This window comes from Pantoea dispersa, from assembly GCF_035783935.1.
Lineage (GTDB): Bacteria > Pseudomonadota > Gammaproteobacteria > Enterobacterales > Enterobacteriaceae > Pantoea > Pantoea dispersa_C.
Genome location: NZ_JALKOV010000008.1, coordinates 1 through 14,202 on the forward strand (window position 1 = coordinate 1; position 14,202 = coordinate 14,202).

Below are 14,202 nucleotides of genomic sequence, written 5' to 3' on the forward strand. Positions count from 1 at the left end.
CAGTTTTGCAAAAAATTAAAACAGATAAATTTTATTCGAAATCTAAATCAGACGGGTCCTATCTACTCTGACCGGGAAAGTCTAACAACAGCGTTTACCAGTTACTAATGTCCGCCTCTGGCACAAAGCGGACTGATACACTGTCCGCTATGAGCGAGAAGCGGATATTGTGTTTAAGATAATATCGCCTGTCTCAAACGACCACCAGAACCTAACGCTCAAGTAGATGTGTGGCAATTCCCCATCTGAGCGCAGTGCATTTTCCATCCAAAAAATCGAAAACGGAGTAACTCGCATTGGGATGAGCGTACCGGGTAAAGTTATCGATAGTCCCTTCTTTAAGTATTGCCAGCACTCCCTGACTTACATGCCCATGCGACACGATACATACGCACTGATGTTCTTTGGTGCCTTGGAGATTTTGTAAGAAACTTATTACTCGTTGAGTTGCCTGTGCCAGTGACTCTCCCTCTGGCGGACAATACTCTGCATCAAATTTGAATAACGCATTTGCATCTTTCGGATGGTGTTGAAGGAGTTGTGCCGTTGACATGCCTTCAAACTGACCAAATGCTTGTTCTTTAAGGGCTGTTTCAGCTACCAGTGAGCAACTAAAGCACTCAGACAGGCTCTGTCCCATTTGCCAGGTACGACCAAGTGGAGAAGCGTAAACACGTTCAACCTGGTAATTATTCGCGTCAAATGCTGCCACTAAGGCTGAGGTTTGGCGCTCCCCCCGGAGGGTCAACGCACTATCGCTATGCCCCTGAATAAAACCGCTCTCATTCCACTCTGTTTCTGCGTGCCGAACAAGAATCACTTTCATTGTTAGTGGACCATGCATGTTTTTGATTTAAATGTCCCGATTCAAACATACCAGCCAGCTGCAGCGGAATGCTTTATGTTCCGGACGAAAAACAGGAAAAAGTTTAGCTGAATGCAAACCGGAATGGCCTGTCTCACGAAGGATGCATTGAGCGTAGATAATTTCCGCTCCTGGCACAAAGCGGACATGTGCAATAAACAATGTTCGCTTTGTGAGGAAATGAATGTTTTGTGTCTTTCATTCATAAATTGTGAATAAACACTGGAGATAAGTGCGTTTTACTGAATGATAAATAGCATCATTGGGTTTTAACGATAGCCAGAACGAAACCATCCCATCCCTTTTCCCCCACAGTCTGAACTGCCGTCGCTTCAAGGCGCTCATCCTCAGAAAGCATTTCGACAAATTTTCGCAGGCCTATAACGTTCGGATCTTCACTACCAGATTCGATGACATTGCCACCGCGCACGGTGTTATCTCCTACGATAACAGTGCCTGGTTTCGACAATCTGATAGCCCATTCAAGGTAGTGGGGGTTATTCACTTTATCGGCATCGATAAAAATCAGGTCAAAAGGCGCATCAAGCGTGGGTAAGACCTCAAGCGCAACTCCCCTGTGCAACGTGACGCGTTCAGCCAGCCCCGCTTTATTGATGTTCTGGCTGGCCACTTCTGCATGATGCTCGTTGAATTCAATTGTCGTTATGCTTCCATGGGGTGGAAGAGCTTTGGCCATCCATATGGTGCTATACCCCCCAAGCGTGCCTATTTCAAGAACACGAACGGCACGTGACATTTGCATGAAAATAGCCAGCATTTTTCCCTGCAAAGAGGATACGTCATGTGTCGGCAAACCTTGAGCTGAGTTATTAGCGAGAGCGTATTTTAAATCTGAATCTTCAGGGGCTAGCTTTTCAGAAAACCATGCATCTACCTGGGCCCATTTATCGGAATCTTGTGAAGGGTAATCCGGAATACGCATATGAATTTACTCTCCTTAAAAAACTTCAGTAATGAGCCAGCCCGCCATCTACAGCATACTGGCTGCCGGTAACATAGGATGCGTCATCGGACAGCAGGAAAAGTGCAACTGCAGCGGCCTCTTCTGCTGTTCCGGTTCGGCCTAAAGGAACCTGGCTTACCACAAAATCTTCAAACTGCTGACGTGACTCTTCTGGCATAAAGTGCCTGAAGTTGGTTTCAATCGGACCCGGCACCAATGTGTTAGCGCGGATACCGCGTTCAGCCAGCGCTGATGCCCAGCTTTTGACCATAGCGATAATGGCACCTTTAGTCGCTGCATACAGACTTGTCATCGCCGCACCTTCATAGACAGAGGAGGAAGAAGTTACCAAAATGGACGCGCCTGAATTGAGCGATTCGGACAGGGCTGCCAGCTGTAGCATTGGGCCTCGCACATTAACGTTCATCATACGATTGAAAGAATCTGCCGTTACAGATTCCGGGGAGCCTACTTCAGCATAACCGCCATTTAGCCATAATCCATCAAGTGAACCCCAGTCGTTAATAGCCTCACCAAGCCCGTGTATATCAGCTTCGCTTGCAGCATCGCTTTTCAGAATAAGCGAAGCTGCAGGAAGCAGACTGCGTGCACGCTCCAGTCTTTCTTCATTAAGACCGGTAAGGGCTACATGGCCACCTTCCGCGACAATACGCTGAGCGCCTGCCAGCCCCATGCCACTCGTGCCTCCAGTAATTAGTATCCGCTTGCCCTTAAATCTGCCCACGCTCACTCCCTTTCTCTGGTGGTGAAACCTGCATTTACCTTACGTAAATAAAACATGATTTGTCATCAGTTTCATCACGCAAAGATTGGCACAGCTGATAGCTGCTTGAATGTCTGCTTTTGGCACAAAGCGGACCGATACTTGCCAGTCCGTAGAGGGGGGCGGATCAGAATATCAGCGTGTCTCCGCACATGTAGGCAAGACTGCTGATGAAGGATGAAACGGGAAGTTTTTTCTTTAGCGGGAAGTTGATTAGCTTGATCCCATTAAGAAGGTGCACGTCGCAACGCCCTTCTGCTGTATGCAGAAACAGCTTATCTATGTGTCGGGCGGCGTAGTCACGGCATCGTTCACGGTTGCGCCTGTCGGCGAGGTTCAATGCGGCGATCCAATCTTTGGAACCTGCTACACCTCTGCTTCTGAGGGCGCGCAACTTCAGTTCACCCGCCCGTAGCTCTTTGCTCAGTTCCCGCACTTTCATTGCCAGCTCCGGAACGTCCGGAGCAATCTGGAGCGCGGCGATAAGCCGGTTGATGCTAAAGTTGAGTTCGACCAGACGGTTTTCTAGCCGACTGGCGGTGCCCACGACGGTTCCGTTTGCCTGCAGCATATCCATGCTGCACAGCAGGACGTCCACTAGGGCAGCATCAACGTGATCACGGCGTATGGCCGGTTCGTTGCAGCGTTTCAGGCGCCTCATTGGACAGGCGTAATAGCCCCGGCCCTTTTTGTCGACGCTGGTCAAAATGATGGAGTGCCCGCACGTTCCGCAGTACATCAGCGATCTGAAAATATTAATGAGGTAAGGATTGTCGCTGACGCCAGGGTTACCGAATCGGGCGAGACGGACGCCCTGCACGTCGTGGAAGAGTTTGTCCGGAACCACCTGAGGAAAATACCCGCTGATTTCGCTTACTCCTTTTGCCATCGTCTGATAAGACGGAGTAAACGTGCCTGTCAGGGCCTTATTGCCAAGCAGACTTTCAATGGTGCTGGGATTCCATCGCCCGATTTCCCCCGTCAAGGTTGGAACGCCGCGTTCATTGAGCGTTTTCGTGATGCCATTGAGTGAGGAGCCTTTAAGCCTGAGCCTGAATATCACATTAATGGTTCTGGCATGTTCTTCAATCACCTCAAACTTCTCACCGTCAGGCGAAACAGTCAGCCAGCGCGGGCAGCTGCGCGTAATGAGCTTTCCGGTTGCCGCCGCATCTTCCCGTTTTTTCTGCCAGGCGGCACGCATGCGTCGTGACTTCGTCTCGCTCTCTTCATTCGCACGTTGTGCGATGAGGATAGCTTTAATAAGGACATAGGGGTCATCAAGCGAGTCGATGCTGTAGTGGGTATGATCGCACAGCGTGACTACTTCGACGCCGGACCGCAGGATGCTCTTCAGCCGCTCGGTGGCATCGCTGATTTTTTCACGTGAAAGCCTGTCCAGGCTCTCTACCAGAAGAACGGTTCCTGCAGCAATGTAGCCGTGCTCTACAGCGTCCAGAAAGTCGTAAAGCGCGCCGCGGGTGGCGTTCATACCGCTGTAAGCACTGAGCCCCAGATCCTGGTAGGTTGTGTCATCGAGCTCATAATCCGGATGCTGGGACAACCACTCAGAAATGAGTGCGTTCTGACGCCGCAGGGAGTCACCGTACTGCTGGGAAGCATTTGAAAATCTCACATAAGCTATGGCTTCTTTATCATGATGATCTCCTTCATATCGTGACAGCATGACACTTGTGTCGCTCAGGTTATGTGAAGGCAGGCACATCATCAGTTTTAATAGTCTGGCGTTTTTATCGTTAAGGATGGCCTTGCAGGCGAGGACGGGACTTCTCTCTCTTGCACGGCTTAAACAAAGCTGGTTCACGAAGGCGGTCGTCGACATTTATAAACGGGTTTCTAACATGTCAGTCAAGTCGATGGCGAGGTGGTTTCAGCCGCTGCATATTCCATTAGTCATGAGTCAACGCTTGCTATCTACAGTCGAATTACCCCAAACGGGATAACTTAATGCCGGCCTGGTGCTTAACCGCTGCGAAAAAATTGAATGGCATTATATTAATAAAAGGAATGATATGGGCCAGTGTCTGCTTTGAGCGAGGAGCGGACCTCACGATCCTGTCTATAAACTCCTGAGCCCATTAATCCATGGCTATCCTGTATATTGAAACAGGCAACTCAGCGTACTAATGCACTAAATCATAAAAAAGATATTTACAATCAATGTGATACCCGAGTAAAACTTTATTAAATTATTGGAAAAGTCGCATAAACAGGAGAGGTATGAAGATTTCAAAAGAAAATGCAGAGCATTATGTCTGGGGCGAGGATTGCGACGGTTGGTATCTGGTAAACCGACAAGACATGTTGGTCATTCATGAAAAAATGCCGTCGGGTACTGCTGAAAACCGACACTGGCACGCCATCTCAAGACAGTTTATCTTTGTCCTCAATGGTGTTTTATCTATGGAGTTAGAGGGTGAAATGCACGATATTAAGCCCCTGCAAGGATTAGAGATTCCCCCGGGGGCAAAACATCAAGCCAGAAACGACACGGAGTCTCCCGTGGAATTTATTGTGATTTCTCATCCCACGACACGAGGGGATCGCACTGACCTTCTTTAATCCTGCTGCGAACTCACGAAAAATGGCTACGGCTTGTCATAACGTAGGTGACGCTAACGTACCTGAGTATTGGCAACGTCCACTTCTGGCACAAAGCGGATATTCTGCCCGAGCTTTCCTTAGTGAGCCTTAATGTCAGGTCAGCAGTGTATAAGCACGACCATTTAAACCTCTCTTGCCTCTCCCCACTTGCTACCCACTTTTTCAGTTCCCCACTTGCTCCCCACCTGTTTTTTTCAAAAACCTGCTCAGCCCAGTATTGATGCGGGTTTCAGGGGTTCTCCCCACTTTCCGCATATATACAGGGAAAAAGTGGGGAATCCGGGGGCACGCTCCCCACCTTCCCCACCGCCTCCCCATTTTTTTACCCACTTTTATGATGTGAATGGAGCGTAAGGTGATCACCGTTCTGGATAATCAGATCATCATCAGTCAGCTTCTGCAGCCAGCGGGTAAAGTGTTTGGTATTAATCCCCATTGCTTTAAGGTCGTCGCGTACAATCATTTTTGTACATGCCTCCTTGCTGGCAATACGACTGCGAATAGCCTGCCAGAGTGCCATATGATTTCCCGTAATATTCGGCACGCCGGCCAGTTCTGGTTCGCGCTCATCAGCCTCACGGGCAACATCCTGCACGGCCAGCGAATGGATTTCCTCTCCCTCTTCGTCCGTGAACAGCCTGACCGGCTGCAGGTCGTACGCCCGGCGCTTCGGCTCCTCCGCGTCCTTCATTTTGGTACAGGAAAGTATCAGGGCGATGTTCTCATCCTCGCGCTTCACCTGAAACTCAGCGTCCAGCGCCGCGCGGAACGCGCTGGAGCCCCGCGCCCCTCTGGCCTCGTCTTTCCCTGAGTGGTGAACCACCAGCACCGTGGCGCCGGTCTTCCGCTTGATATCGTCACAGCCCTCAATGAACGCCCCCATATCGCGGGCGTCGTTCTCATCGTTGCCGCCAAAGCAGCGCGCCAGGGTATCGATGACAATCAGCCGCACCGGCAGACCGCCCTCTGACGCAATCTGCCCCGCCGCCAGGATGACCTCCTGCACCTCTGACTGACGCACCGGAAAGACGGGGCGGTTTACCAGCCAGACGTTTTCCACGCGCTGCTGATAAACCTGCTCCCAGGCGCGGATGCGGCGCGGCACGCCGATGCCCCCCTCACCCACGATATACAGCACCGCGCCGCGGTTAACCCTGTGGCCTGCCCAGGGGAGGCCCGCCGAAATATGGCAGGCCCAGGAGACGGCGAGAAAGCTTTTGAACGAGCCGCTGGGGCCGTAGATGCTGCACAGCGCCTGCGCGGGCAGGACGTGCTTCATCACATAGTCCTGCCGGGCGTCGAAGCCCTCAGAGCCGCGCGACAGCGGCAGCCGGGTCCTCGTCGCGTCTGCCGCAGGAAAGACGCGCTGAATGCGCCCGGTGTCGCGCAGGCAGGCATTCAGCGCCTCCGTGCCGAGGATTTCCGCCACGACCGAGCGGCGGAGCGCCTTCACCTGCTCAGCGTCCGTGCCCAGGTAACCGGCGTCGCACAGGTCTTCGTAGGTCATGCCGTGCAGCTGCATCAGGCGCACCACCAGCCTGCCGCAGCGGGTTGCCGGGTCGTGATGCTGGCGGGCGGCCTTTTCCAGCTCAGAGCGGCAGCAGGGGCGTCCGTGCGCCCACAGATAGACGCAGGCAAAGAGCGCGTCGGAAAGCGGCTCAGTGAGCCGCAGGGGATGGCTCATTTCGGCAGGCCTCCGCTCATCTGGAATTTGCCAATCAGCGGGTGGTACCAGTACGCCGAGCCGTACTTCCGTTTGGCCGCACGCAGCACCAGACGGGCCGCTTCACGGAATTTCTCGTCCGGCACCAGGTAACCTCCGGCCCTGTGCCGCACCAGCATCACGCCGGCGTTTTTTGCCAGCTCCTCCGCCTTTTTGGTCGAGATGCCAAACTCCGCCGCCAGCGTGCTGACCGGCGCCATGCCGGGCGGAATGGTGCCGCCCTGTGAATCCACCAGCGCGTTCAGGCTGGCCTCCAGGTCCCCGACGCGCGCAGTGAGCGCCTCCACCCGGCTGGCCAGCTCGTTAAACTTCACGTTACTGATCATGGTGCTTTCCTCCGTCAGCCCTGAGCGCGCGGTAGATCTCAAAGTTGATGTCACAGGCCAGGCTGATAAGGTGACGCAGCTGGGGCGAGCACTCCTGACAGGCCTTGTCCATAATCACCTCAAACAGCGAGGTGGCCATCTCGGCCTGGAATTCAGCCTGATCTAAATCCATGGGCTCACGCATTTCGGGCCTCCTGAACGGGCAGCGGGTCCGCGGGGGAGAGGGTAAGGCAGCGGATATTCTGCTCTGAGCCGGCACCGGTGCAGAGACGGAACGGGGGCACAGACCGGTCCTGACGCGAAACGGCCAGGAAGCGGTGCTGATATCTGGGACGAGTTTGGGTATGCTTGTTCACAGCCATAACTGTTACTCCTATTAACGGTTTGGTCAGACGCCTCGGTACTGCTCCAACAGTCCGGGGCGTTGTCTCAATAGGTGCACACATGTTAGTGTGTACACCTAAAAGAGAACCTACATTCATAGGTGTGCACATGTCAACACGAGATAGCCAGTCCAGAGGTAACGGAAAGTCACCTCCATTCCATATGCGAATTAATCCGGAACTAAAAGAACAGCTTGAGGCTGCCGCTGCAAAAGATGGAACAAGCCTGGGGAACTGGTTTAAAGAACTGGCAAGGAAAGAATTGAAGCGACAGGGCATTGAGCCCAAAGGCTGACCCTGACAGAAAACACCAGCAAGTGCGTATATCCCGAAGCCATAACAAACTTATCCCGGATCATCTCAACGTTAGCTGAGACAGCTCAGATACATTCACGCGGTCTGAGTAAGGCGTGCAGACGTCAGAATTGCATCTAAACCTGACTGAACAGGTAAGGTTCCGCCAGCCGTAATGTCGGGTTATGCGAAAAGATTTGTATATTCACTGCACACATTTCTTTCTCTGCCGAAAATCCTTTTAAAGAGAGGGGAGCACAGATGAAGTGTGATGAGAAAGACGGTGAATTACCTGGAAAACCCGCACGCACCCATAACAGTAACAGAACAGACATGCAGCACGTTGAACAGGATAATGACTGGCTTACAGAGCTGGAACACGAGATGGAGGAGATGGCAAAAAAATGGCCTGGCTCAGGCCACGCATACTAACCCGCAGGCGTTATAGGGGATCATAACGCGCTATAAGTTATGACCAGCCGAAAAGACGGATACGGGCGGGCTTTGGAAGCCGGCCCCGGATTCTCCTCTTTAATCCAGCGTGCCTACGTCTCTTCACTGACCTGTCCTTTCAGACGTGGGAATTTGAACTTAGTTTGCTACGTCATATCCCGAAATGTTCAGGAGTATGATGTTCTGAAACAGAATACGGAAAAGTTCACATTATTAAAAAGTCATTTAAGAACTGAAATTATCTCATTTCTTCTTTATGTTTATGCTCAGTGTAAGTTCAACAATATTTAATGGTCCACCTTAAGAAGGTTCTTATAAAATAAAAACATCGATACAACCGGATGCGACAAGATGAAAAAAATTATTATTGGTAATGGTGTGGTTTTTTATCCTGGGAAAAGGGAAATTAAAAGTCACAACACAAATCTAAAGCTGCACTCTTCAGCCTCATATTGTTTTGAATTATTGATCGCGCGGCAGGGTGAAATTGTCGATCATGAAGCGTTTTATCAGTACGCCTGGCGTCGGTTTGGGATGGAGGTCAGCGCCAATGCGTTATATCAAAGTATTTCTCTAATCAGAAAAGCTCTGCTGGCATGCGACATTTGTCAGGATGTAATCAGGACAATTCCACGCCGCGGTTTTATGCTTTCCAATGCCATTCTCATTGAAGAGTCTGCAATTACACCTGAAGATTTGATTACGGATGAAGAAAGAGCGACTGGAGAAGGCGAACAGAAAAACGAAAAATGCAGTTTCGCCATAGATCCCGCCAATAAAAACGTGCTTTCAAAAAAGAATAAGGATCCAGAAACTCATAACACTGATGAGATTACAGACACCCTGATTAGTAACAAGCAGCATTCTGAAAAAGAATCTAAAATCACCAGCGGTAATCTTGAGCCTCCTGTATTGACTCTCAAAAAAGGTGTTAAGCGCCATACGATTTCTCTGCGCCATTTTTTTAACACAGGATTGGCAATGATGACAGTTCTGGTTTGCGGCTTTTCTATTATGACCTTTTCACTTTATCGCCAAAAAATGGATTTTGTTAAACGATTTGATATGAATGGATGCGAAATATATGGTAGTAAAAAAGCGGACAACAGCCTGATCGTGCGTGTTGCTAAAGGTATTCATACGGAATGTAGTGAGCGGCGAAATGTTTTCATCACAGCTTTTACTAATGGTGAGCGCATTTCAGTCTTACAGTGTAAGACCCCCCTCTCTCTTTTAGGTTCCCCGGACTGCATTTCGTATTATTACATAAGGAGAAAGTGGTGAGGTTAATGTTTTTACTAGCAGTAATGATAATGACAGCAACATGCATTGGTGAGTTTATTTTCCGACAGGATTCGATCCATTGCATTGCGAATATTAATTACATCAGAAGCAGCGATACTTTTTCAGCAATCGCCTCTCACGATATGCATGATGGTCAGGGTGTAATCTCCCTGACAGGACGTCTGGTTGATTCCGAGCATAATATGATTAGCCTGAGTAAAATTATCCGCTTTACTTACCATCGTGAGGGGGATTTATATTTAGCAAAATCAATATTTATAGAGTCCTCACCGGATAATCAAATGTCTCAGTACGTACAAAAAAAGTGGTTGCCCGACTTTTTCATTGATGTAGGGGCAACACTTCCATTTATTATTAAAAAAACCGGCATTAGTACGTGGGTTTTTTATTCAGGCCCGGTCCCCCTCTATCTTTGTGAAAAATAATTATTCAAAAGCAACAAATGCCGCCATAGCATGGCACTCCTGACCTGCCGTTATCTCAGGAATGCTCTTTCGCTGCAAAAAAGGGAAAACCTCATCCCATTGAAATAAAATAATTTTTTACTTGAAAGCCCCTTATTCAGATAAGGTCAGAACACTTCACACATGGTTCCTTCCTCTTACCCCTATAATTCCCGCCGCCAATGAGCATGTTTATTAACCAGATTCATAAGAGGGAATCAATGAAAGCCAGTTCTTTATCACTTTTTATGACACTTGCTTTGTGCAGTGCGAGCGTCATTACTTTTAATACGTTTGCAGCATCACAAAATACAATTCGCTTTCAGGGCGAAGTGAATGCGCAAACCTGTAACGTAAATGTTAATGATGCAACAGGCAGTCCGATCATCCTTCTGCCTACGGTTTCAACGGCGGCGCTGAGTACGGCGAAATCAACTGCCGGAAAAACCCCTTTTACGATTAATTTAACCGGTTGTGTCGCACCGACATCCGGATCAACGCAGGCAATTAATATCAATCTGGTTGGTAACAACATCTCTTCAACTGGCGATTTACTGAATACCGGGACCGCCAAAAATGTCACACTACGTTTGCTGGACAGCGGTGACAAAGCGATCAGTTTATCAGGCGGCTCTGCGACAGTAACAGGTATGAAACTGGCCAGCGGAAGCACCAGCGCATCGCAGGATTTCTCCGTTGAATATTACAGCGACTCAGGAAACGCGGGCGCCGGTACGGTTTTAAGCAGCGTTCAATATTCTGTCAGCTATCCATAATTTTCAGCCCCCCTTATTTTAGGGGGGCAGGAGAAACCTGTGTTTAAGCCTCTTTTTTTTCTATTCGTGACGTGTTCTGCCACGTTTTGTCAGGCAAGCGTCGTGTTGAATGGCACGCGCGTCATTGTAGACGGCACGAAAAACGAGAAAACACTTCAATTTACTAATGCTGGAGACCATCCAACACTGGTTCAGATTCAGGCGATCGATTTCAATAATCACTCTATCCCTCCATTTGTGGCGTTGCCGCAAATTTTCAGGATCGCCCCTGAAGCGGGTCAAACCGTGAAACTCAACGTGACCAATAATAATCTCCCTCAGGATCGAGAGTCACTCTTTTATATGGACTACACCGAGATCCCGTCGTTAAAAAAAGGGCTGGAAGATAAGAACAAACTCTATTTGATAATTAAAAACAGAGTAAAGGTTATCGTTCGCCCAACGGGCCTCAACTTCTCCATGGATAAACTGAAAAACGCGCTGTCATACCACTTTCAGGGACGGGAAATTGTCTTCAGAAATGCCTCACCTTTTTACGCCAATATTCGCGCGTTTACGTTGTTTAAAGGGAATAGCACCCTTCCCTGGAACGATGCTGTCACGCTGGCACCATTTAGTGAGCAGCGCATCACGTTGCAAAGCCGCTCATCACTCTCCGGATACGCGCTTGACGCCGTCCTGATAAATGATTTTGGCGCCGATGAAAAAATAAACGTGAACGAAAAATCGTAGAAATGAATAAAGCCTCCTTATTCTTATTGTTCGCTTTGAGTCTCATTCCCTCACGGGAGAGTCAGGCGGATGCGGGTCAGGATGACTATGTCTTTGATCCTGCTTTGGTGCGCGAAGTGATGCCTGGACAGATTGCGATGCCTGACAATGCGCAGGATGCCTGGTTTCAAGCCGGCCGTTATGATATTGAGCTTTACCTGAATGGTAAATTTCAGCAGTCCACGCCAGTTGAAATCATACGTGCCGACGGGCAGCTATCCGTTTGTCTTCCCCTGTCCTTTTATCACGCGTTTGGCGTTAAGGCGCACTATCTGACTGCGCTCAGCGAGAAAGGCTGTGCCAGGCCCGATACACTTTTAATGGGCGCGTCAGTTAGTGTGAATACGGGTAGCCTGCGTGTAGACGTTACCATCCCACAGGCGATGCTGATTCACCGGCCCGTCGGCTATATCGCGCCCGAAAACCTGACAGCGGGCACGACCATGGCGTTCGCAAATTACAATCTGAACCAGTTTTACTCCGATTATAAAAACGCGCAGCGTTTTGAATCCACCTATCTGGGCATCAACAGTGGCATCAATGCGGGCATGTGGCGTTTTCGTCAACAGGGAAACTTTAGTCATGATGATACCGGCAATCGCTGGCAAAGCGCCCGGGCATGGGTTCAACGTGCGTTGCCGTCATTACGAAGTGAGGCGGGCATAGGCGAGCTTTTCAGTAACGGCGACCTGTTTACTGCTGTGAGTTTCAACGGTGTCAGTCTGGACTCTGATGAACGTATGCTGCCGGATTCTGTTCGCGGTTATGCGCCGCTGGTGCGCGGTGTGGCGAACAGCAATGCCCGCGTGACGGTCTGGCAGGACAAACAGCGGCTATATGAGACAACCGTGCCGCCGGGGCCGTTTACGATTAATGACCTGAGCCCGGTTAGCTATGGCGGCGATCTGAGCGTGGAGGTCCAGGAGTCTGATGGTAGTCTGCATCGCTTTAGCGTGCCGTATGCGGTCTTACCGCAGTCACTGCGTCCAGGCCGGACAGATTACAACTTTGCGGTCGGTAAAGTCAGGGATTACAGCAAAGACAACGCATTTACCGAGCTGACCATGAAGCACGGCCTGACGAACGCCATCACGCTTAATGGCGGCGTCAGGTTGGGTGAACGCTATCATGCCATTCTGGCTGGTGGCGTCTGGGCCTCAGACCTGGGCGCGGTGGGATTTAACAGCGCATACTCTGACGCCATTCTGAATGGCGGCGAGTCGACTCAGGGATGGCGCTATGCTCTGAGTTACAGTCGAACCTTCCAGCCCACGAATACGACATTGACGTTTGCCGGCTACCAGTATTCCACACAGGGATACCGGGATCTGAATGACGTAATTGCGTTGAATAATGCAAAAACACCGGGTCTCAACAGTATCACCAGCGAGTATATGCAGCGTAACCGAGTGCAGATGACGCTTAATCAGACGCTGGGAAAGGCGGGCAATATCTATGTCTCTGGCTCGAAACAAAATTATTATGACAGCCGCTCGCACACGACCCAGTTTCAGGTCGGCTATGGCACGGTATTGCCCAATAACATTGCACTGAATGTTTCCCTGTCTCGCCAGTATTCGCGCAGATCGTCCCCCCGTGAGCCGCGGAGGGCCGTCATGACCCACTATGCAGACGAGACTTTTTATAAAGATACCCAACTGCAGGTCAGTGTCTCTGTACCGTTGGGCTCGGATGCCACCTCACCCTATCTGGCACTTAGCGGGATTCGGGGAAGCCAGAACGGCAGTAACTACACGGCCTCGCTCAGCGGGCTGAGCGGTGAGAGTGGCACCAGCTACAGCGTGAATATAAATCGCGATCAGCAGCAACGTGATACGACCCTCAGTGGCAGCCTGGGCAAAACTTTCTCAGAAGCCAGCGTGACTGGCACAGCGTCGACCTCTTCACGGTTTAATCAAATGTCCGTCAATGCGATGGGCGCGGCGGTGATCCATAGCGGTGGCGTGACGTTAGGCAATTATCTGGGCGATACATTCGCCCTCGTCGAGGCGAAAGGAGCCAGGGGGACACGCATCCTGAACAACCAGAGAAGTGAAATCGATCGCTTTGGTTATGCGCTGGTCCCTTCGCTCAACCCGTACCACTACAACACCATTACGCTAAGTGCCAGCAGCAGCGACGGCAATGTTGAGGTTCAGGATAGCGAAAAAAGTATCGCGCCCTATGCCGGCGCAATGGTGAAAGTGACCTTCCGGACATTGCGCGGTTATCCCGTGATGCTAAAGACCCGTACTAATCGTAATGACACAGTGCCGGTTGGTGCGGATCTGCTGGACGAAGCGGGCAATCGCGTGGGTACGTTTGGTCAGGGTGGCAATGCCTATTTACGTGTGGTGAAAACGCACGGTCGGCTGAAAGCCGTCTGGGGTGACAATGCGGAATCGTCCTGCTTGATGAATTACAGCATACCTCAACCGAAACCCGATGCGGTGATGACGTATGCGGATGCCGTTTGTCGTTTTTAAACTC

At 50.4% G+C, this 14,202-nt stretch carries 14 protein-coding genes; 7 read left to right on the plus strand and 7 right to left on the minus strand.

Annotated elements, in window-relative coordinates:
• Positions 1 to 211: 211 nt before the first annotated feature.
• The 4 genes from MXF20_RS15585 to MXF20_RS15600 all read right to left on the minus strand — a co-directional run bounded on the left by MXF20_RS15585 (position 212) and on the right by MXF20_RS15600 (position 4,456).
• Positions 212 to 826, minus strand: a complete 615-nt coding sequence (locus MXF20_RS15585; protein ID WP_110957526.1) for a histidine phosphatase family protein — start codon at positions 824 to 826, stop codon at positions 212 to 214.
• 298 nt (positions 827 to 1,124) lie between these two features.
• Positions 1,125 to 1,808, minus strand: a complete 684-nt coding sequence (locus MXF20_RS15590) for an O-methyltransferase (protein ID WP_136545602.1) — start codon at positions 1,806 to 1,808, stop codon at positions 1,125 to 1,127.
• A gap of 25 nt (positions 1,809 to 1,833) precedes the next feature.
• On the minus strand, positions 1,834 to 2,574 hold the full coding sequence (locus MXF20_RS15595; protein ID WP_136545601.1) for an SDR family oxidoreductase: 741 nt from the start codon (positions 2,572 to 2,574) through the stop codon (positions 1,834 to 1,836).
• A 166-nt stretch (positions 2,575 to 2,740) separates the two neighbouring features.
• Positions 2,741 to 4,456: a recombinase family protein gene (locus tag MXF20_RS15600; RefSeq protein ID WP_325970183.1), complete on the minus strand. Its 1,716-nt coding sequence runs from the start codon at positions 4,454 to 4,456 to the stop codon at positions 2,741 to 2,743.
• Between the two features lie 398 nt (positions 4,457 to 4,854).
• Between MXF20_RS15600 and MXF20_RS15605 the strand changes: the two genes are divergently transcribed.
• Complete coding sequence (locus tag MXF20_RS15605; RefSeq protein ID WP_325970185.1) at positions 4,855 to 5,196, plus strand: cupin domain-containing protein; 342 nt, start codon at positions 4,855 to 4,857, stop codon at positions 5,194 to 5,196.
• Positions 5,197 to 5,560: 364 nt separating this feature from the next.
• On the opposite strand, the gene MXF20_RS15610 is transcribed toward MXF20_RS15605, so the two are convergent.
• From MXF20_RS15610 to MXF20_RS15620, 3 genes are read right to left on the minus strand one after another with little or no spacing between them, the layout of a single operon-like run.
• Positions 5,561 to 6,922 carry a helicase RepA family protein gene (locus MXF20_RS15610; RefSeq protein WP_325970186.1) on the minus strand — a complete coding sequence of 454 codons (1,362 nt, stop codon included), beginning with the start codon at positions 6,920 to 6,922 and terminating at the stop codon, positions 5,561 to 5,563.
• A complete protein-coding gene (locus MXF20_RS15615; protein ID WP_159378402.1) occupies positions 6,919 to 7,287 on the minus strand; it encodes a hypothetical protein in 369 nt (122 codons plus the stop codon). The genes MXF20_RS15610 and MXF20_RS15615 overlap by 4 nt, the downstream gene beginning before the upstream one ends.
• Positions 7,277 to 7,471 carry a hypothetical protein gene (locus tag MXF20_RS15620; RefSeq protein WP_021509672.1) on the minus strand — a complete coding sequence of 65 codons (195 nt, stop codon included), beginning with the start codon at positions 7,469 to 7,471 and terminating at the stop codon, positions 7,277 to 7,279. Before MXF20_RS15620 ends, MXF20_RS15615 begins: the two co-directional genes overlap by 11 nt.
• Before the next feature lie 308 nt (positions 7,472 to 7,779).
• On the opposite strand from MXF20_RS15620, the gene MXF20_RS15625 reads away from it, so the two are divergent.
• The 6 genes from MXF20_RS15625 to MXF20_RS15650 all read left to right on the plus strand — a co-directional run bounded on the left by MXF20_RS15625 (position 7,780) and on the right by MXF20_RS15650 (position 14,198).
• The gene (locus MXF20_RS15625) at positions 7,780 to 7,965 is read left to right on the plus strand and encodes a toxin-antitoxin system HicB family antitoxin (RefSeq protein ID WP_264441546.1); all 186 of its coding nucleotides are present in this window, start codon (positions 7,780 to 7,782) and stop codon (positions 7,963 to 7,965) included.
• A gap of 803 nt (positions 7,966 to 8,768) precedes the next feature.
• Positions 8,769 to 9,701: a winged helix-turn-helix domain-containing protein gene (locus MXF20_RS15630; RefSeq protein ID WP_325970189.1), complete on the plus strand. Its 933-nt coding sequence runs from the start codon at positions 8,769 to 8,771 to the stop codon at positions 9,699 to 9,701.
• Positions 9,702 to 9,706: 5 nt separating this feature from the next.
• Complete coding sequence (locus tag MXF20_RS15635; protein ID WP_325970190.1) at positions 9,707 to 10,147, plus strand: hypothetical protein; 441 nt, start codon at positions 9,707 to 9,709, stop codon at positions 10,145 to 10,147.
• 239 nt (positions 10,148 to 10,386) lie between these two features.
• Positions 10,387 to 10,941 (plus strand): fimbrial protein, encoded by a 555-nt coding sequence (locus tag MXF20_RS15640; protein WP_325970191.1) that lies wholly within the window; start codon positions 10,387 to 10,389, stop codon positions 10,939 to 10,941.
• A 39-nt stretch (positions 10,942 to 10,980) separates the two neighbouring features.
• Positions 10,981 to 11,673: a molecular chaperone gene (locus MXF20_RS15645; protein ID WP_325970192.1), complete on the plus strand. Its 693-nt coding sequence runs from the start codon at positions 10,981 to 10,983 to the stop codon at positions 11,671 to 11,673.
• Between the two features lie 2 nt (positions 11,674 to 11,675).
• Positions 11,676 to 14,198 carry a fimbria/pilus outer membrane usher protein gene (locus tag MXF20_RS15650; protein WP_325970193.1) on the plus strand — a complete coding sequence of 841 codons (2,523 nt, stop codon included), beginning with the start codon at positions 11,676 to 11,678 and terminating at the stop codon, positions 14,196 to 14,198.
• Positions 14,199 to 14,202 lie beyond the last annotated feature (4 nt).

What these genes read in the sequence shown, in the direction of transcription:
- MXF20_RS15585 (WP_110957526.1), bottom strand. Translation starts at nt 826, where the DNA reads ATGAAAGTGATTCTTGTTCGGCACGCAGAAACAGAGTGGAATGAGAGC.
- MXF20_RS15590 (WP_136545602.1), bottom strand. Translation starts at nt 1,808, where the DNA reads ATGCGTATTCCGGATTACCCTTCACAAGATTCCGATAAATGGGCCCAG.
- MXF20_RS15600 (WP_325970183.1), bottom strand. Translation starts at nt 4,456, where the DNA reads ATGTCGACGACCGCCTTCGTGAACCAGCTTTGTTTAAGCCGTGCAAGA.
- MXF20_RS15605 (WP_325970185.1), top strand. Translation starts at nt 4,855, where the DNA reads ATGAAGATTTCAAAAGAAAATGCAGAGCATTATGTCTGGGGCGAGGAT.
- MXF20_RS15610 (WP_325970186.1), bottom strand. Translation starts at nt 6,922, where the DNA reads ATGAGCCATCCCCTGCGGCTCACTGAGCCGCTTTCCGACGCGCTCTTT.
- MXF20_RS15615 (WP_159378402.1), bottom strand. Translation starts at nt 7,287, where the DNA reads ATGATCAGTAACGTGAAGTTTAACGAGCTGGCCAGCCGGGTGGAGGCG.
- MXF20_RS15620 (WP_021509672.1), bottom strand. Translation starts at nt 7,471, where the DNA reads ATGCGTGAGCCCATGGATTTAGATCAGGCTGAATTCCAGGCCGAGATG.
- MXF20_RS15625 (WP_264441546.1), top strand. Translation starts at nt 7,780, where the DNA reads ATGTCAACACGAGATAGCCAGTCCAGAGGTAACGGAAAGTCACCTCCA.
- MXF20_RS15630 (WP_325970189.1), top strand. Translation starts at nt 8,769, where the DNA reads ATGAAAAAAATTATTATTGGTAATGGTGTGGTTTTTTATCCTGGGAAA.
- MXF20_RS15635 (WP_325970190.1), top strand. Translation starts at nt 9,707, where the DNA reads ATGTTTTTACTAGCAGTAATGATAATGACAGCAACATGCATTGGTGAG.
- MXF20_RS15640 (WP_325970191.1), top strand. Translation starts at nt 10,387, where the DNA reads ATGAAAGCCAGTTCTTTATCACTTTTTATGACACTTGCTTTGTGCAGT.
- MXF20_RS15650 (WP_325970193.1), top strand. Translation starts at nt 11,676, where the DNA reads ATGAATAAAGCCTCCTTATTCTTATTGTTCGCTTTGAGTCTCATTCCC.